A 19,140-nucleotide genomic window follows, 5' to 3' on the forward strand; every position below is an offset into this window, starting at 1 on the left:
CCGTCTGACGGGTAGCAAAACATACACTTTTTATACCGATGAAAACTTCAAAAGCAGTACTCAAGAATGTATGGCCTTACCAAAACGATGCCATGAAACTGCCAGTGGAAAATCTGGAAACCGCGATTCCCTATTACGAAACCCTCATGGGATTTAAGGTTGTGTCACGTCAAAATCAACCCTTTAAGAGTGCTACGCTGGTAAGAGATACCATCCAAATCGGCCTTGCCGAAAATGGAGGTGACCCCACGCAGGACGGTTGTTTCTTTGAAGTAGACGACGTCGAAGCTATTTTTGAAGAGCTGAAGGCCAACGGTTATGAAAAAGAAGAGGCTGATTTTCAAGTTCAGAAATACGGGGTCAGCTACAAAGTTTTTTTTGTCGTTGCACCCGACGGGTTATGTTACTGTTTCGGCCAAAAAATTGACCTGTAATTAACAAAATGGTCTAAGCCATAAATTTTTCTTGGGGCTTGATTTACTTCAAACAAAGCGCTTTCAAATCTTCAACATCACCCAAAAAAACGTTGTAATCGACTGGGCCACGAATACCGTCGGTGTAGCCACTTTTGGAATGTTGCCAAAAGTGAATGACAGCATCGTCGTAACGATTGAGGGTCCAGCCCGAATAATCAGCAATCCAGAGTGGATAGCCCACAAAGTTTTCTTTGATATAGCGGCGATAAAAATCGGCGTTGGTGTAGATGATTGGCCGCACACCGTAGTAATTTTCGGCCAAAGTAAGCCAAGTTTTTAGATTCGCAATGACCTGTTCGCGAGATAACGCATTAGTTCCCAACTCAAAATCCAGCACTGGAGGCAAGTCTCCTTTTTTGAGTTTGACCGAGCGTTTGAAATTCTCAAACTGCGATTCGGGCGTTCGCCAAGGGATATAAAAATGGTAAGCTCCACGATACAGTCCTACGCCGTCTGCCTGCTTCCAGTTATTTTTAAAGTCTTTGTCGGTCAACGAAGCACCTTCCGTGGCTTTTATAAAAACAAACTGCAGACGTAATTCTTCAAAACGCATCTGTCGTAGTTCTGGCCAATTGATGCGTCCGTTGTGTTTAGAAACGTCAATTCCGTGGATGGAATATTTAAACGGCAACCGAATCCCTATTTTTGAAACGTGCCGCCATTCGTTGGTATTCAGACGATTAACGTACCAAATACCTCCTCCTACAAGTAACACAAGTGCCACAATAGCCACCCAACCGATCGGAGGCAATGCACGTTTTTTAGGCGAAGATGGGGTGGATACTCGACGCGCCATACACAGGCAAATTTTAGAAGAAAATATCAGTCTTTAACTGGAATAGCCGCTACCTCTGCATCTGGATTATTGAGTTTTGACTCGTCCAAGGTTGACAAAGGAACTTCATTAAAAACCCGATTTCGGGTGGGAAGTTGGGTCAGGAAGACCATCACAAGTGCGCCCGCAACTCCAAAATGCAGCAGCTCTCCCGTAATAAAATAAGCGACCAATGAAAAAAAAGTTGCCCCTTCAAAAAAGGCATATTTAAAAATCAGGGCACTCTGATATTTGCGAAGCTTATCCGACAATAAATCATTAATTCTTAACGCTTTAATCGTTTTTTTTGCCAATAATATTCCCACCAGTGGAAGTATAACCGCCGCACAAGGCACCAAATAACCAAATAATTGCCCGAGTGTCACTTCATTGGGCATTGACTTCGATTGGGTACTGCGTAAAAAGAAAAAAACGGTTCCTGTCCCTACCTGCGCCACCAACATAACACCATACACAAGCAATAAAAGTTTAAAGTATTGCTTACTCGTCAGGATTTTTTGATCCATAAAAAAACAATTTTGGGCCGCAAAATAATGATTTTTACGCAAAAACAGGTTTTCAATTTTTTAAATGGGGCTAGCCCTCGGGCTTCCAACGCCATAAATAACGGCAAGCCATGGTTCGATATGGGCGCCAGTTTTCAGCAATTGCATGAAGTTGCTTATGCAATACACGGCCCGTTTCGGTCAAATTATACGCCCGCACCATCTTCTGCCGAATCACCAAATCATCGACGGGGAATACATCGGGGCGGTCCATTACAAACATCAACAACATTTCCACTGTCCAACGCCCAACACCCTTAATCGGCGTGAGATAAGCCACGATTTCATCGTCGTTTAGGAGGTTAAGATGCTGGTAATCAACACCTTTTTCAGTAGCAAAAACTGCGACATTTTGCAGATAGTTGATTTTTTGAAACGAAAGGCCCGCGCTGCGCAGCTCTTCGTTTGATTTTTGCAGTAGCAATTCGGGATGCGGATACAAATCCTCAAACAGCGCCCTAAAACGGGCAAAGATAGAGTCTGCGGCCTTGACCGAAATTTGTTGCGAGACAATGCTTTCCAGCAACGCTAGGTAAACATCGTTGTTCCAATCCGTTTTTTTGAACGTAGGTGTAGATTCAATAATGGTGGCCAATGTGGCATCTTTTGATGCGAGGTAAGATTCAGGAAGCATTGAAAAGGCTGTTTTTTTTGCGAAAGTTACAAAAAAACGGGCAGCCTTTCGGCCGCCCATTGTACAGGTAATAAAAAAACAAACAGGGAATGACTATAAACCGCACGCCCCCGCCAATGCACGTTTGGCGTATACCTTCGCCAAATGTTTACGATAGGCCTGCGAAGCAAAATGGTCTTCATTGATGTGCATATCTCCTTCGGCAGCGGCTGACGCCGCCACTTCGATGTTTTCGAGCGTCGCTGGTTTTCCAACCAACGCCGAGGCAACACCTTCGTCCAAAAAGGCCGCATCAGAAACCCCCGTAAAGGCAACGTTGGCAGCAGAAATGACACCCCCTTTTACCGTTACCGACGCAGCACAACCCACAATGGCAAACCGCGAGGCTGGTTGCATAAATTTACGATAGGCCGAAGCGCTTTCCGCCGTAGGCTTCGGCAGATGAATCTCCGTCACAATCTCGCCCGTATCGAGTGCAGTGCTAAAAAATCCAGTAAAAAACTCAACGGCGGGAATAATACGCTCACCGTCAGGGCCCTGCACTTTGATTTGGGCCTCTAAAGCCAGCAAAACAGCGGGCCAATCTGCCGAAGGGTCGGCATGAGCAATGCTGCCACCGAGCGTACCCATGTTGCGAACTTGCGTATCTCCAATCAATTCTCCTGCTTCAATCATGGCCGTCAAGGCCCTGAGGAGCGGGTTGGTGATAATGTCGGCGTGGGTACTTGCGGCCCCGATGACGATGGCATTTCCTGTATCTTCAATAAATCGTAGCTCGGCAATGCGGGCAATGTCAATGAGCAAAGCGGGGCTATTGAGGCGCAATTTCATGGCAGGAATCAGGCTGTGGCCGCCTGCCAATAACTTAGCGTCAGGGTTTTCAGCAAGGAGGCGAATAGCCTCCCCTACTGAACTGGCGCGTGTATAGTCAACAGATGATGGAATCATTTTTAAAAGAGTGAATTAGTGAAACAAAAAATTAGGCCGGTTGCATTGCTTTCCAAACACGCTCGGGGGTCATGGGCATCCGCACATCTTTGACTTTATGGCCAGCAGACCACAACGCGTCAATCACGGCATTCACTACGGCGGGTGTAGACCCGATGCAGCCCGCTTCGCCCGCCCCTTTCACTCCCAACGGGTTATGCGGGCAAGGCGTCACCTGACGGTCCAACTCAAACATCGGAAGGTCGTCGGCACGTGGCATGGTATAATCCATGTAGCTACCGTTGGTAATTTGCCCATTTTCGTCAAACTCTACACCTTCAAACAAAGCCTGACCAATTCCCTGCGCCAATCCACCGTGAATTTGCCCGTCTACAATCATAGGGTTAATTACGTTACCTACGTCATCGACGGCAATAAAGCGTTTCACTCTGGTAAAGCCCGTTTCTTTGTCGATTTCAACCACCGCAATGTGGCATCCAAACGGATACGTAAAGTTGGTAGGGTCGTAGAAACTGCTAAAATCCAAGCCCGGTTCTAAATTGGCAGGATATACGTGTGGAACGTACGCCGTCAGGGCAATATCGCCGAAACTCAACGACTTATCGGTTCCTTTTACGGTAAACTTCCCATCTTTAAACTCAATATCATCGGCCGAACATTCCAATTTATGGGCGGCGATTTTGGCACCTTTCTCAATGATTTTATCCAAGCTTTTTACAATGGCGCTTCCTCCTACGGCCAATGAGCGCGAGCCGTAGGTTCCCATTCCGAAAGCCACCGTATCGGAATCTCCGTGGATAATATCAACATCTTCCATCGGAATCCCCAGGCGGTCGGCCACCACTTGCGCGAAAGTAGTTTCGTGCCCCTGTCCATGGGAATGCGCCCCCGTAAACACGCTGATTTTTCCCGTAGGTTGAACCCTTACTTGCCCCACTTCGTACAAACCAGCGCGAGCTCCCAATGACCCAACCACTGCCGACGGCGCAATACCGCAGGCCTCGATGTAGGTAGAGAAGCCTACCCCCAGAATTTTATTGGTCTTGGCCGCCTCGGCCTGTTCCTTTCTAAAATTCTCATAACCAAGCATTTCTAAGCCTCTTTCCAATACACTATGGTAATTGCCACTGTCGTATTGCAACGCAACATTAGTCTGATATCCCGGTTGAGTTACCCCGTCAAAGGCGGGAATAAAGTTTTTGAGGCGCAGTTCGGCGGGGTCTACTCCCATTTCCAACGCCGCTAAATCGACCAAACGCTCCAGTAAGAAAGTAGCTTCTGGACGCCCCGCTCCCCTATATGCATCCACGGCCGTGGTATGGGTAAAAACGCAGGTCATGTCCAAGTGAATCTTGGGCGTGGTGTACAAGCCTTGCAGCAGCGTTCCGTGCAAATACGTAGGAACCGCCGTACCAAAGGTCGAAAGATAAGCTCCGAGGTTGGCAAACGTCTTAATGCGTAGTCCCACGATATTTCCTTGGGCATCAAACCCCATTTCGGCGTGTGTTACGTGGTCGCGTCCATGGGCGTCGGTCTGAAATGCTTCCGAGCGTGTTTCGGTCCATTTTACGGGGCGACCAATTTTTTTTGAAGCCAACGTCACCAAGGCTTCTTCGGTATAATGGTATATTTTACTGCCAAAACCACCGCCCACGTCAGGGCCCACCACGCGCACCTTATGCTCAGGCAAGCCCAGCACAAACGCGCACATCAGCAGACGAATCAAATGGGGGTTTTGGGTAGAGGTATAAAGGGTGTATTTGTCGTAAACGTTGTCGTATTGACCTATATAGCTGCGCGGCTCCATGGCATTGGGCGAAAGGCGCTGGTTGACAAAGTCCAACGATGTAATGTGGTGCGCGCTCGCCATTGCTTCATCTACTTCCGCTTTTGGATTTCCGATTTCCCAGTCAAAACAAATATTATTCGGAACATCGTCATGCACCAACGGTGCCCCGGGCAGTACTGCTTTGGAAGCATCGGTAACGGCTGGCAAAACTTCGTAATCAATGATGATGGCTTCGGCCGCATCCTGCGCCAATTCGCGGGTTTCGGCTACCACCATCGCTACAGCATCGCCCACGTGGCGCACTTTATCTTTTACCAACAACGGATGCGGCGGCTCCTTCATAATGTCGCCGTTTTTGAAATTTACCTGCCACCCACAAGGCACACCATAGTGGCCTACTTCCTCGCCCGTCATGATGGTCACCACGCCTTGCATGGCCTCGGCGGCTGAATAATCAATGCTTCTGATGCGGGCGTGGGCGTAAGGACTTCGCAGAATGTACGCGTAAGTCATACCTGGCAAAACGATGTCGTCGGTATAACGACCTTTTCCCGTAATAAAACGCTTGTCTTCAACGCGTTTTACGGATTTACCAATGAATTTATTGCTCATTTTCTTTTTTCTGGAGAGTGATGGAAATGTTTTAAATCGGATTTAGTTAGTTACTTTAAACCGCAACCGCCGATTTTTGCGCCGCGTACTGTATGGCCCGTACGATGTTGTGATAACCCGTGCAACGACAGATATTTCCTTCTAGTCCTTCGCGGATTTCTTGCTCTGAGGGGTCTGGATTGTGGCTGAGTAAGTCGGCCGCGCACATAATCATTCCAGGGGTGCAGAAGCCGCACTGCAATCCATGCTCTTCCTTGAATCCTTCTTGCAACGGATGAAGTTCACCCTCAGGCGCGAGTCCTTCAATCGTGGTGATGCTACTGCCATCGGCTTGGGCTGCCAAAAGCGAGCATGATTTGATGGCTTTGCCATCAAAATGAATGGTGCAAGCGCCGCAGCTACTTGTATCACAGCCTACGTGGGTCCCCGTCAAGCCGAGGGTATCACGCAGGTAATGCACCAGCAACAAACGCCCCTCAACCTCGTGGGTGTGCGTTTTTCCGTTTACGGTTAATGTGATTTTTGGCATAATGTAGGTAAGGTAAAAGTTAGGTGCTTACGCACAGATTCAATTGTTTTTTAGGGTATTATCAAATAAGGATTTAAAATTATGAACAAAACAAAGTCAAAAACACAGGAGAAAAAGCCAGTTTATACTTCTGCTTTTGCCGCCAATTCATCTTCAAAATTCTGAAAGAATTGCTTTGTAAGGGTGTTGGCCACGCCGCTCATCACGCGGTTGCCAGTGCGGGCCAACAGTCCCGACATGTGTGCTTTTCCCGCAAAAGAAAGCTCGGTCTCATGTTCTGAAACCGCTTTCAGGTGCATTTTAATGTGGGCTGATACGTTTCCAATTTTACTGTTTTGATGGACATTTAGGGTAAAGCTTTCGGCGGCCACGGGGTGAAGCACTTCTGCCTTTCCTTCAAATTTTCCAGAAACAGGGCCAATTTTAACTTCGGCAATGGCCTTGTACACATTTTCACTTTCCAATTCTAACCGCGATATACCAGGCGTCACTTTTGCCAGCGTATCGGGATTCATGAGCATCTCCCAGATTTTCTGCGTTGAAGCAGGAAGAATATAACTACCGTTTAATTCCATTTAATATAAGATTTAAATTTAGGGTAATGTTGTTTAACCTGCTCAATAAATTTATAAAATTTATTGATAAAATAATATTCAAATGTAAAAAACACCCCTTGTATGACCTTAAACAATCATCTTAAAAAATAGAACTATTCTATCAACTAAAGACTAAAGACAGGGTGAGATGGGTTTAACGAAGCGTTGAGCAAGAATCAGAAGACAATAAACTGGCGGCGGTAGTTAGCGGGAGTTGTTCCAACCGCTTTTTTGAATACTTTCAGAAAATAGTTAAGGTTGTTGTATCCACACGCAAAACAAATATCGGCAATGCTGTACTGAGTATTCCTTAACAGCTTGATTGACAGCTGTATACGCTGTTGATTGATGTATTCTACGGGCGTAATGCCATATTGCTGTTTGAAACAACGGAAAAAATTAGGCTCGCTCATGCAGGCCTTGTCGGCCAATTCCCGGACGGTTAGATTTTTATGAATATTGTCTTGAACATATTTGACGGCAAAAGCCAAACGATTTGTATTGGCCAATTGCGGTAAGTGGTTGGTCAATACATTACGGGCTTTGGTCTGCATCAAACGCACGATAAGCTCTTGCAGCACCAGATTAGCAAAAAAATCCTTTGCTTCGTTGTTTTCTGTAAAGATGTAAATCAAACGATGAATGAGCAAATGAATGGAATTCTCATTGGTGAAGTAAAAATTCTCGTTCGTAAATTGCCATCCTTGTTGATTATCCACCAAGGGAGCCTTTTCGTTAAGGGTCTCAACTATTTGTTTTATCTTAGAAGGAGAAATAGCCAGGGCTAAACACTGGGTTGGATTATCAAAATGGGCTTCGGGAAAATCAATGCGCATGGTTTGGTCGGCGGGCACAATGACGGATTCGCCGGGCAAAAAATCAAACGAGGGTGAATTATCGAGGTGCATCACTTTTTTGCCCCGAATCATACTTGCCAATACGGGATTACTGAAAGTCAGCTCCACATTTTTGGCAATTTGGTGCGTTTCATAAATGTTCAACTCGGCATTTTCGAGGGTATAGGCGGTGCGATTTTCAACAACAAGCTCTAACTTGCGCGACTGAAGATGATGGGATAAATTAAAAGAGTTCATAAAGAAAACATCCTATTTAAAACGCTTTTCGACTGCGCCGCCTGATTAATAGTACAAATCCTTACAATTTTATAATTATTTCCACAAATAAACAACACCAACCTTTTTACAACAAATTCGTATGTCCTTAAATCTATCGGTTTATACTTTACGCCAGTATTCATTTCCTGCTTACTTTTCAAAGCTGAGCGCAGGAGCCTGTATTTTATTTTCGTTTACCAGTATTGCCCAACAAAAAGATTCGCTAAAAACTTTGTCGCTCGCGCCCGTCACCGTCACCACGACGCGCTTGGAGACCAACGAAAAACGCCTGCCCGCTGCCCTCACGGTTTTGGATGGTAGCCGAATTCAGATTGGACAACCCCAACTTTCATTATTTGAATCATTGGGCGGTGTGGCTGGACTTTTTGCCCAAAATCCCGACAATTTCAACCAAGATTTACGGATTTCTATTCGTGGATTCGGTGCCCGGGCGGCTTTTGGGATTCGTGGCATTCGGTTGGTGGTAGATGGAATTCCTGAATCCACCCCCGACGGGCAAGCCGACGTCGACAACTTGGACATGGGTGCTATGCGTCGGTTGGAAGTAATGCGGGGACCTTCATCGGGATTGTTTGGAAACGCGGCCGGGGGAATCATCAGCCTACAAACCGATAACGCCGCCGATATGCCATTGGTGGAAGGACAAGCCACCGTGGGTTCCTACGGCTTTAGGAGTTTTCGGATAAAAACGGGTGGGCAAAAAGGCAAGTTCCAATACGTTTTTATCGGAACACACAACCAATCAGATGGTTATCGGGGTAATAGTCGCATGGAGAGTAGTATTTTTAACTTAAAACTCCGTTATGATTTTGATTCGCTGACGCGCCTTTCCATATTGGCCAACTACGGCACCAGCCCCGAAGCAGACGATCCGGGCGGGCTTACCTTAGCGCAGGTAAACGAAAATCGCCGTCAAGCGCACCCCAATAACCTTCGTTTTCTGGCGTCAGAATCCGTAAACCAGGGACGTATCGGCATTATTTTCGAAAAGCGGATGGGCAAGAGTTTGATTTTTGCGCGTGTTTTTGGCACAAAACGTGACTTTGCCAACTACCTTGCGTTTCAGGCCGCAGGCGCAGGAACCATCAATCGCACGTTTGCGGGAGCAAGCTGGCAATACCAATACACCCAACAATTTGGGGAGCTGAACTATCGTTTCCGACTAGGAACGGATTTTGAAACGCAGGCCGATACCCGCCGCCGTTTTGATAACCTAACGGGCACACGCGGAAAACTTACGTTTGACCAGGTCGAATCTTTCAAAAACATTGCCGCCTATATAACCCAAGAACTTTCTTTTCGCAAAGCTACCCTACTCACTGGCTTACGCTCGGATGCCATTCGGATGAAAGCCGAAGATGCCTTCTTGAGCGATGGCGACCAATCGGGTAAACGCCAATACAGCCGCCTCAATCCTACCCTAGGGGTTTCGTACGAACTGTCTTCGAAGGTGAATATATACACCAATTTGGGCACCAGCTTTGAAACACCCACGCTCAGCGAACTCTCCAACAATCCATCGGGAACGGGCGGTCTAAACCCTGAATTAACGCCCCAACGCGCCACCAATTATGAAATCGGCGCCAAAACCTTTCTGAGCCCTCGCGTACGAGTGGATGTGGCCTTTTTTAACATAAATGTAAAAGACGAATTGGTGCCGTATCAAATCACTGGGCAGCCGGGACGCGTTTTTTATCGCAATGCGGGAAGCTCACGCCGTCAGGGAATTGAGCTTAGTTTTAATACGGTTTTGACCAAAGGATTGTCTTTGTTTTCAAACTATACCTACTCTGATTTCAAGTACAAAACTTATAAAACCACGGCGGGTGAGTTTGACGGCAATATCCTACCTGGCATTCCAAAACACGCCGCCCAAGCCGAATTAAGGTACTTCCGGCCCTCAGGTTTGTTTGCCATTGCGCAAGTACGCCATGCTTCTGACCTCTACGCCGACGACGCCAACGCCGTAACTGCCAATGGATATACCAACTTGAACCTAAGAATTGGGGGTACTTTTCGCGCTGGGCGTTTAGGAATTGAGCCTTTTGTAGGGGTAAACAACTTACTGAATACCATTTATTTTCAAAACGTTCAAATTAATGCCGCCAACGGACGCTATTTCGAACCCGCGCAGGGGCGCTTCTGGTTTGGGGGGGCAAAAGTAAATATCCAAAAAAAATCGTAACAAAATCGTTAAACTTTTACGACAATAAACTGTCTAACTTTCGAAATTAAGATTCCAATTTTCGACGCTTTTTTGGGCGAGTTTGTCGCATCAGAGGCTAAAAAAATTACGATTAATGTACATTTGTTGAATTCAACTATTTTGCTACCTTGCAAAAGTTTTAAACAAAATAGGTAAAATCCTGTTCTCTCTGTAAAGTATTACAAGTTGGAACTTTTTAGAGGGTAAGCTTTGTTATTTAATTGTTATGACAAATGAAGTTATAACACAATTTCGAAACCGAAACTTACGTTAAGTAAAATATTTTTAAAATGGCTGTATGGGTTGGACAGGCCTCGACTTTTAGTTGAGGCCTGTTTTTTTTGCAAACACTCAACCCTACTTACCACCTAATCTATTCATAATTAATATTTTACCCTGACGTACTGGGCCAAAAAAAACTAATCTATTTACTATTTTTAATTAAGTAGTTACGCAAAATTAATTTATACTTCACGTTGTGGTGCTAAGGCGATAAGTTTTTGATTATCAACTTTTTATACTCTTTGCACCACTGCGACTTTGCGTGAATAAATTTGCTTAATTTTTTAACTGCTTGATTTTAAAATCTTTTTCGAAAGTATACTTCTCGGTATATTTTCCTTCGCTGACATCCTCCATAAAAAGCGTCAGCGTATCATTTTTTAGGTTGGCTTCTACCTGATAGTTTCCCTCGGCGTTGTCGTAATACACCTCTTTGGCATTCAGAATTTTATGATTTTTGTCATACAAACACAGCCAAACGGTGTTTTCATTGTCGTATTCCCGAGCTATAAGCAACATTTTTCCGTTGGTCGCCCTAACGATTTCATCCACAAGATGATACTTGTACTCTTCGGTAAAGTTTTCATCAATGGCTTCCACGAAATAAGTAGCGGTTTCTTTTTGGGTCAATGTTGGTAATTTATTCAACCGACCTTTTTCAATCAAATCATTGAAAGTCAAAGCGAAAGGCTTCATCCTCGGTTGTACCTCCGCCCTCTTTTCTACGGCCGAAGTTTGTGTTATCATCGGGGTCGTAGCATTTTTTTTATTGGTTTGTTCAGCCTCGGTTTTACACCCCAATGCAATAAAAAGCAGAAAAATCAACGGCAAATAAAGGTAGGTCGTTTTTAAATTCATGGCTGTACTAAATGGGATAATAAAATAAGAAGGTTAAACACCTCAGTTCTAACTGATTTTTCCAGCTTCCAGCAGCGTTGATTGAATCGCTCTTTCGCCTTTGATGTCAGGCTGCGGCTCCGCCAGTTTTGAAATAGTCAGGCGTTTCGTCGACTTATCAAACCGCCAAACAGCAAATTCGACCTCCTTTTGGGCGTTTTCTAGCATGATTACGTTGGATGCTTCCAAAGGCTCCGAAACACAATCTCCTGTATAACATACCGAAAATTTTTGGTATGCTGGTAATCCTTCAATTCGACCATCTGCGGTAAACGTGACCACTATTTCTTTTTGGGTAGCGGCATCAACGATGGCATACTTTCCAGCCACGGTTGCCTTATTCAAGCCATATTCAAATCCCTTAAAAACGGAGGTTTTTCGAAAAGACGCAGGTTGACTTTGGCCCGTAAACTCCTGTTCTAAAGCTACAAACGAAGTATCTGACGACAAAATCAACACTAAATCCCGCAGTTTACCCTGGTGTTGATACGCATTTTTCACAAAGCAAGTATCCTGTTTGATTTCGTATTTTAACGGATACTCTTCCACGCCATTTCGAACCAAAACACTATCAGGACGGTCGAAGACCAATTCGGTACAATAAAAGGGAATCGCGCTCAAGAGCGTAGCGGAAGCTTGGGTGAGGTACGATTCGTTCAAAAATGTACCTTTCAACGCAATTTGACTGTCGTTTTTAACCCAACAGGCTTTCAATCCAATGGCAATCGCCAACGAAATTAAGGTGTACTTTATCTTTTTCATAGCTGTTAAATTGTAATCAAGGGTAAAGATATACTTCTCTGAGGCATAGAGACTTATAATCTTAGTTATCGGTAATACAACGATACCGACCGCCTTTTTGACACATCAAAAGTCAGAAAAAAATAAAAGGAACTCAATTTATCGTAGCTCAGGCGTAGAAAAAACAGGCTGAATGGAAGCAGAAAAGCCCTAAACCGTTTGGGATACCAAGCCCTCTTATGCTTTTTTAAGCTTTAGAGTCTCTAATAAGCCATTTCCAAAAATCAATAGTAAGATAATCGGCATCAGGATGGCTCCTGTTTTAAAGCCCGCTCCCGTCATGGCATAAGAGCCCGAAGAAAATTTCATTATCGTATTGATTAACAACCCAATCGAGCCAACCGTAAGGATTCCTAAAACAATCAGGGCCGTTTGTTTACCCGCCTTAGGCATAAACGCAACAATGAGTATGCTAATCAAAGCGGAGATTCCAACCGTTGCCAAGGCCCGGGGGAACGTTCTGATCATATCGTATTTAAAAACCAAAACCCCCAATTTCCCCAGTAGGTTGGGATGTGCCAAAAGCCACGCGTCAACGACCACTAAAACAATTAAAATAAGGTAAAAAGAAAGATTCCGGTTCATAAAAAACAACAATTTGTAAATAACGAATAACTTGCGCAGGCACCCATTTAGGTGCGGCAAATATACTTCAAATTATGCAAGAACACCACCTGCAAGTCAAACGAACTGCCCGGTATTTCTCGTTGGGGACGCTCAATACGCACACAAAACAAATTTGGTTTGTCCTTCATGGCTATGGCCAATTAGCCCAATTCTTTATCAAAAAATTTGATGTTCTAAACGATAGCCAAACCGTCATCGTTGCACCAGAAGCACTCTCTCGTTTTTATTTACAAGGTGTCAGTGGGCGCGTTGGCGCTACTTGGATGACGAAAGAAGAGCGCGCTTACGAAATCGACGATTACATTTTTTATCTCAATCAATTGTACGACACCTTGCTCGAAGAACGAAATCTTGATGACATTCAAATCAATATGTTAGGATTTTCGCAAGGGAATGCCACCCTACTTCGATGGCTCAACAATGATCACGTTAGGTACGACAGGGTGGTGATTTGGGCGGGTTTCTTTGGCAACGGCGTAGCCGATGTAATCGACCCCGCTAAATTGTCCAATGTTCCGACGACGTTGGTCTACGGCACGCAAGATGAATATTTGGTTCAGGTTGATTTAGCCAAGTACGAAGCCGACATAAAGGCGAGCATCCCTCATTTGGAGGTGGTTACTTTTGAAGGAAAACATACTATTGACCCAGAAGTATTGAAAAACCTAAAGCTTTGATACACTAGAACGCTGATTTTCAGGGCAATTCCCTCCAATCAGCGTTCTGTATTTTAGGATTAAGAAAACAGGCGGGTAATGCTTTCCTCGGCGTATCCACCGCTGGAAGTCATTCCTTTTCCGCCAATGCCCGTAATGATGCGAATATGATCATCAATGTCGTGTTCGTAAATTTCGTCGGAGGTTTGGCTATAAAACCCTGCCCAACTCATTTGCATTTTTTCAACGGGGAAACTTACAATGCGCTTGGCTTCATCAATAATCAACTGATTGATGTAATCGTTGATATGATAGCCCAAATCATCCACGTTTTGCGCACCTGCGTATTCGTGTGAGTCGCCCACCACCACCGAGCCATCCAACGCCTGCTTGAACAACACGTGAATCCCCCACTTTTTAAGTTCCTCATAATGGGCGGGCGTTGTGAGGTTGGTGTACGAAGGAAGTTGCTGAAAAGACTCATAACGCCGAATGGTCAATCCCGTCAGAATATTCCCCTTCATGTCCAACTCTGGAAAAGCAATGGTCTGAAGCATCTGCAATTTGCTGACTATCAATCCACTATGGGCAAACAGTTCGGGATAAAGCATACGAAACTCGTGTCCGTTACAGATGAGCACTTTGCTGGCTTCAAACGTCTTTTGATTCGTAAGCCGCACGGTGGCTTTTCCGTTTGAGGATTGGCACTCCACTACGGTGGCATTGTTAATGTACGTAACTCCCTCTTGTTCTGAACAATATGCCAAAAACTGCTTCATCAGTCTTGGAGAGTCAACCGTTAATTCACCTGGGAAAAACACAGCGCCTACGGGATATTCCTTTTGTAAGTAAGGATACTTCTCTAGGCAACTCTCCCGGCTCAACAGCTCGCAAGGGTAGTTGATTTTCTGATAATAATCGTACAATTCATTGGCCAATTGCCACTCATCGGCATCAGAAGCGATGTAGACCGAGCCGTTTTTGCGAACGGTTAAATCGGTTTTAGTTTGAAGTTCTTGGTACAATTCCAAGCTGCGTCGGCCGTAATGAAACCATCTTCCAGCCAACCCGGAGGGAACCGCTTGTCCAAAATTTCGGACGGTTGCACCCACCGGAAAATTATCCTTTTCTAAGAGTAATACTGATTTATTTTGACGGGCGGCATGATATGCATGGAAAGTTCCCATGATTCCGCCCCCAACCACAATTAGATCAAAATGAGTACGCATCCGCTTTTTTGCCGCTTGGGCGGCCCTCTTTAATTCCTTCTATTAGATTAATAATTTCGTCAATCGAGCCAATCAAGGCATCGTGTGGATGGCCTATGAGCTGTTCGACGGTGTGCGTACCGTTCGTTACACCTAAGTTCAACAAAACGCCTGCGGCATGACCCGATTGCAAATCAGAAGGCGTATCACCGGCATTAATCACCTGTTTAGGGTCGGAGACTCCTAAAAGGCGCATGGCTTTTTGAATCATCAACGGCGCTGGGCGGCCATGCTCCACTTCATCACTGGCAATGGAAGCTTGAATTATGGTGGATTCATTGCCGAGGCGATTTTCATCCAAGCCTTCGAGCCAGCCCAAACGACCCAAGATAATATCGGTCACGACCCGATAAAAGCCCGTCGTTAAGGCAATTTTAATGTTATTTTGTTTAAGGTAGCTAAACAGCTTCAGACAGCCGTCGGTTGGAAAAACGGGCTGAGTCTGGTAGTGTGCTTCCAGTACATCTTTAAATATTGCGTACGACTTATCCACCTGGATTTCTACATCTGGATGAGACTCCCCGAGCTGGGCTCTCCAAAACAACTGAAATACATACCGCTTCGATAATCCCTGTGCTGCCAAAATGGCTTCGTCAGAAGCTTCGAGTCCCGACATACGCGCTGCTTTTGCAAAGCACGCCTCCACCTCATGCTGGTCGGCTACGGTGGTTCCAGCCATGTCCAAAACGACCAATTTTATCTGTTGTTGCTCCATTTATTTATATGCATTAGAAAAATACAAAAGTAATACTTCGTAAACAAAGTTAATAAATTTCGAATTAAAGTTTAGTTTAAGTATACAATTTATTTAATATTAATTCCATAATAATTTGGTAATAATTAGATAACATATACGAATTGAACCGCAAATTTCACTCAATATGTATAAATAATACTGGAATATGGAACTTCAACCGAATGTTATGATTAAAAAAATATATTAATAATTACTTTACTATTAGTTAACTATTTATTAATTTCACTAAACTTACTTTGCAACGGGTTTAGTAAGTCCTACACTCCTTCATTTTCCACTTAACAAATTAACATTATGCGGTACTTTTTACCCCAAAATCTAGGGAAATCCTTTTGGGTGTCATTATTTATACTGACACTCAGTGTAGCCTCCAGTCTACTTGCACAAGAAATAACGGTGCAGGGTAGAATCACAGACGCCGAAAACAACGCACCTCTCCCCGGGGTGAGTGTGGTTGTAAAAGGCACAAATCGCGGAACAAACACTGACGGCGAAGGTAGATATCGCCTTAGTGTAGCCCCCAATTCTACGTTAGTATTCTCCTTTGTAGGCTACAATGCCCAAGAAATATCGGTGGGCAATCGTAGCACGCTTGACCTCAAAATGGCACAAGACCTTAAACAACTACAAGAAGTAGTAGTGACGGCATTAGGGATTCAAAAAGATAAGAAGACATTGGCTTTTGCAACGCAAAGCGTAAAAGGCTCAGACCTTATCAAAGCCCGCGAGCCCAACCCTATTAACTCATTGATAGGTAAAGTAGCAGGCTTAAACGTGGGAGCAAGCGCCGAACTTTTGCGTGCGCCACAGGTGTCGTTGCGTGGTGGTCGCCCACTGTATGTAGTAGATGGTATTCCAATCAACTCCGATACTTGGAACATCAGCCCCGACGATATAGAGTCAATGGACGTATTAAAAGGACCTTCGGGAACGGCTCTGTACGGTTTTCGGGCTCAGAATGGGGTGATTATGATTACAACTAAGAAAGGGTCGAAAGATAAAAGAGGCTTTGCGGTTGATGTTAACTCATCTACGATGTTTGACAATGGATTTATTTCCATGCCTAGAGTACAAGACCAATACGGTCCAGGTGACCACGGCAAATATGCGTTTGTGGACGGTCGTGGGGGTGGTGTGAACGATGGAGACTACGACATTTGGGGACCGCCATTGGATGGCCGTTTGCTTACTCAGTACGATAGCCCTATTGACCCTGCCACGGGTAAGCGAATTCCTACTCCTTGGTTGCCGCGTGGGGCCAACAATTTACAGCGTTTTGTTCGTACGGGGATTTTGTCTAATAACAACGTATCGGTTTCTGCTAGTAACGACAAAGCCGACCTTCGGGTGTCGTTGTCGCACCAATACCAACGGGGTATCATTCCTAATACGCAACTGAACATTACTAACCTCAATACCTCGTTTGGATATAGTTTTTCCAAAAAATTGCGTTTTGAAAGTACCATCAACTACAGCCGTCAATATACGCCTAATATCCCTGACGTAGACTATGGCCCTAACTCACTCATTTACAACTCAATCATTTGGGGTGGGGCTGACTGGAACGTTGATGATATGAAACAATTGTGGCAGCCTGGCAAAGAAGGTGTCCAGCAAATATATGCTGAGTACCAACGCTACAACAATCCTTGGTTTGTAGTTAAAGAATGGCTGCGTGGGCATTACAAAAATGACATCTACGCTTATGCACTTGGTAAATACCAAATTACGGATTACCTAAATGCCCAAATTCGTACGCAAGTAACCACTTATGACATTCTTCGTACCGAGAAAATGCCTTACTCAGCAACTTCTTATGGACGTGAAGAAGCCCGGGGTGACTACCGCGAAGACCGTCGTAGCCTTTGGGAAAACAATACTGACGCCTTGGTTAATTTTGACAAAGAAGTCGCTAAAAACATCACCGTGAGAGCCTCAGTCGGTGCAAGTATGCGTTTGTTCCGCTACAACTCCAACTTTGCTTCTACCGACTATCTCAACGTACCAGGCGTATATAGTTTCTCCAATTCACGCAACCCCGTACAAGCTTACAACTTTGCGGCTTACATGAAAGTATTGAGTGGCTATTATTCCGCCGACGTTTCTTTGAGCAAATATGCTAACCTTTCAGTAACGGGACGTTGGGACAAAACCTCTACGTTACCGTCGGGTCGTAACGTAGGTTTTTATCCTTCTGTGGGTCTAACAACGGTCATTTCGGACTACGTAAAGTTGCCAGATGCGATTACATTCCTCAAACTTCGGGCTTCGTTTGCCCGGGTGAAAGAGGCCTTTACGCAAGCTACGATTGGGGTTCCGCCAAATACGCCAGTCCCTTACGGTGCCAACTATACTTCATCTTACGACGGTCCAAGTTATGGTACAACCGTTGCTTACAGCATATCGCGTCCTTACAACAACGAAGCCGCGGCTTATTATTCAACACGCCTTGTTGACCCCAACATCCAGCCTTCAACACGTACCAACTATGAGGGAGGATTGGAAATGAAGTTTATGAACAACCGTTTGGGGTTAGATGTTACTTACTTCAACTACTTAGATGGCCCCCAAATTTTTGGATTAACTCTACCAGAATCAACGGGTTATGGGGCACTCACCACCAACGGTATCAAAACCCAACGTAAAGGATTAGAGATTGCGGTTAGTGGTAATGTTCTCAAAAGCAGCACTGGCCTTAACTGGGACATCTTGGCCAACTGGTCCACTTGGCAAGAAACCCTCAAGGAGATTTACGGTTCACAAACCCGCCTAAATCAGTTTTATAAAATCGGCGATCGTATGGATGCTTATTATGGACGCGCCTTTGTTCGTACCCAAGATGGCCAAATCGTCAATGATGCCAGCGGGCGTCCAATTTACAATCCCGTCAATCAATTCTTAGGCTACACTAACCCTGACTGGACGTTTGGTTTCCAAAACAAATTTAGCTACAAGAACTTTAACTTTAGCTTCCAATTTGACGGACGTGTAGGTGGGGTTATCGAGAATTACATCCAAAAACAAACATTCCGCGGTGGTCGCCACCAAGCTACGGTCGAGGGTGCCATGGGCATTGCTCGTTTGGCCGACACGCAAGGACAGAAAACTTGGGTAGGAGAAGGAGTAGTTTTGACGGGTGGTACGATTAAATACGATCCCGATGGTTTAGTAACAAACTATGGTGAATTGAATTTTACCCCGATGTCTTCTGCGAATGCTACGTTTTTGCAAGATTGGATTAGCCGCTACTACAACTCAAATGAGGGCAACATGATAAACCGTACGTTTGTAAAATTACGTGAATTACAGGTAGGTTATTCACTCCCAGCGGGTCTGCTAGGTAAGAATATTAAGCAGGCTACTATTTCACTGGTTGGACGTAACTTATTGTATTTTGCCCATTCCAAAGATTTGGATGTAGAGCAATTTGTTAACTACACAGACCGTGGGTCGTCGTTACAGACACCTACCATGCGTCGTTACGGTATCAATATCAATTTCACTTTCTAAGAGATTGTTGTTGGCAAACTGTAAATGAAAACCAAT

At 44.8% G+C, this 19,140-nt stretch carries 17 protein-coding genes; 4 read left to right on the forward strand and 13 right to left on the reverse strand.

Going from position 1 to position 19,140, the window contains the following annotated elements:
• Positions 1–38: 38 nt before the first annotated feature.
• Positions 39–434, forward strand: a complete 396-nt coding sequence (locus GVN20_RS07955; protein WP_166557800.1) for a VOC family protein — start codon at positions 39–41, stop codon at positions 432–434.
• Between the two features lie 43 nt (positions 435–477).
• Here GVN20_RS07955 and GVN20_RS07960 read toward each other — a convergent pair whose 3' ends face one another.
• From GVN20_RS07960 to GVN20_RS07995, 8 genes are all read right to left on the reverse strand, one after another.
• The gene (locus tag GVN20_RS07960) at positions 478–1,272 is read right to left on the reverse strand and encodes a glycoside hydrolase family 25 protein (protein ID WP_166557801.1); all 795 of its coding nucleotides are present in this window, start codon (positions 1,270–1,272) and stop codon (positions 478–480) included.
• 26 nt (positions 1,273–1,298) lie between these two features.
• Complete coding sequence (locus GVN20_RS07965) at positions 1,299–1,817, reverse strand: hypothetical protein (protein WP_166557802.1); 519 nt, start codon at positions 1,815–1,817, stop codon at positions 1,299–1,301.
• A 70-nt stretch (positions 1,818–1,887) separates the two neighbouring features.
• Positions 1,888–2,490, reverse strand: a complete 603-nt coding sequence (locus GVN20_RS07970; RefSeq protein WP_166557803.1) for a DNA-3-methyladenine glycosylase — start codon at positions 2,488–2,490, stop codon at positions 1,888–1,890.
• Between the two features lie 93 nt (positions 2,491–2,583).
• A complete protein-coding gene (locus GVN20_RS07975; RefSeq protein ID WP_166557804.1) occupies positions 2,584–3,438 on the reverse strand; it encodes a xanthine dehydrogenase family protein subunit M in 855 nt (284 codons plus the stop codon).
• A 31-nt stretch (positions 3,439–3,469) separates the two neighbouring features.
• Complete coding sequence (locus tag GVN20_RS07980; protein WP_166557805.1) at positions 3,470–5,839, reverse strand: xanthine dehydrogenase family protein molybdopterin-binding subunit; 2,370 nt, start codon at positions 5,837–5,839, stop codon at positions 3,470–3,472.
• Between the two features lie 55 nt (positions 5,840–5,894).
• Entirely contained in the window at positions 5,895–6,368 is a 474-nt protein-coding gene (locus tag GVN20_RS07985) for a (2Fe-2S)-binding protein (protein ID WP_166557806.1), read from the reverse strand.
• 122 nt (positions 6,369–6,490) lie between these two features.
• Positions 6,491–6,943 (reverse strand): CoxG family protein, encoded by a 453-nt coding sequence (locus tag GVN20_RS07990; protein ID WP_114461214.1) that lies wholly within the window; start codon positions 6,941–6,943, stop codon positions 6,491–6,493.
• Between the two features lie 197 nt (positions 6,944–7,140).
• Entirely contained in the window at positions 7,141–8,058 is a 918-nt protein-coding gene (locus GVN20_RS07995) for an AraC family transcriptional regulator (protein ID WP_114461215.1), read from the reverse strand.
• Between the two features lie 121 nt (positions 8,059–8,179).
• Here GVN20_RS07995 and GVN20_RS08000 point away from each other — a divergent pair, with 121 nt between their 5' ends.
• Positions 8,180–10,285 (forward strand): TonB-dependent receptor, encoded by a 2,106-nt coding sequence (locus GVN20_RS08000; protein ID WP_166557807.1) that lies wholly within the window; start codon positions 8,180–8,182, stop codon positions 10,283–10,285.
• A gap of 579 nt (positions 10,286–10,864) precedes the next feature.
• Here the strand turns inward: GVN20_RS08000 and GVN20_RS08005 are convergent.
• The 3 genes from GVN20_RS08005 to GVN20_RS08015 form a co-directional block, all read right to left on the reverse strand.
• The gene (locus GVN20_RS08005) at positions 10,865–11,446 is read right to left on the reverse strand and encodes a hypothetical protein (RefSeq protein ID WP_166557808.1); all 582 of its coding nucleotides are present in this window, start codon (positions 11,444–11,446) and stop codon (positions 10,865–10,867) included.
• 48 nt (positions 11,447–11,494) lie between these two features.
• Positions 11,495–12,247, reverse strand: a complete 753-nt coding sequence (locus GVN20_RS08010; protein ID WP_166557809.1) for a hypothetical protein — start codon at positions 12,245–12,247, stop codon at positions 11,495–11,497.
• A 216-nt stretch (positions 12,248–12,463) separates the two neighbouring features.
• A complete protein-coding gene (locus GVN20_RS08015) occupies positions 12,464–12,871 on the reverse strand; it encodes a hypothetical protein (RefSeq protein ID WP_166557810.1) in 408 nt (135 codons plus the stop codon).
• Positions 12,872–12,945: 74 nt separating this feature from the next.
• Here GVN20_RS08015 and GVN20_RS08020 point away from each other — a divergent pair, with 74 nt between their 5' ends.
• A complete protein-coding gene (locus tag GVN20_RS08020) occupies positions 12,946–13,590 on the forward strand; it encodes an alpha/beta hydrolase (RefSeq protein ID WP_166557811.1) in 645 nt (214 codons plus the stop codon).
• A gap of 59 nt (positions 13,591–13,649) precedes the next feature.
• On the opposite strand, the gene GVN20_RS08025 is transcribed toward GVN20_RS08020, so the two are convergent.
• Both GVN20_RS08025 and GVN20_RS08030 read right to left on the reverse strand, forming a co-directional pair.
• The gene (locus GVN20_RS08025) at positions 13,650–14,798 is read right to left on the reverse strand and encodes a TIGR03364 family FAD-dependent oxidoreductase (RefSeq protein WP_166557812.1); all 1,149 of its coding nucleotides are present in this window, start codon (positions 14,796–14,798) and stop codon (positions 13,650–13,652) included.
• Positions 14,782–15,552: an HAD family hydrolase gene (locus GVN20_RS08030; protein WP_166557813.1), complete on the reverse strand. Its 771-nt coding sequence runs from the start codon at positions 15,550–15,552 to the stop codon at positions 14,782–14,784. The genes GVN20_RS08025 and GVN20_RS08030 overlap by 17 nt, the downstream gene beginning before the upstream one ends.
• A 336-nt stretch (positions 15,553–15,888) precedes the next feature.
• Here GVN20_RS08030 and GVN20_RS08035 point away from each other — a divergent pair, with 336 nt between their 5' ends.
• Positions 15,889–19,104, forward strand: coding sequence for a SusC/RagA family TonB-linked outer membrane protein (locus GVN20_RS08035; protein ID WP_166557814.1), 3,216 nt, complete (start codon positions 15,889–15,891; stop codon positions 19,102–19,104).
• The last annotated feature ends 36 nt before the right edge of the window (positions 19,105–19,140 follow it).

The organism is Runella sp. CRIBMP, from assembly GCF_009905605.1.
In the GTDB taxonomy this organism is placed as follows: domain Bacteria; phylum Bacteroidota; class Bacteroidia; order Cytophagales; family Spirosomataceae; genus Runella.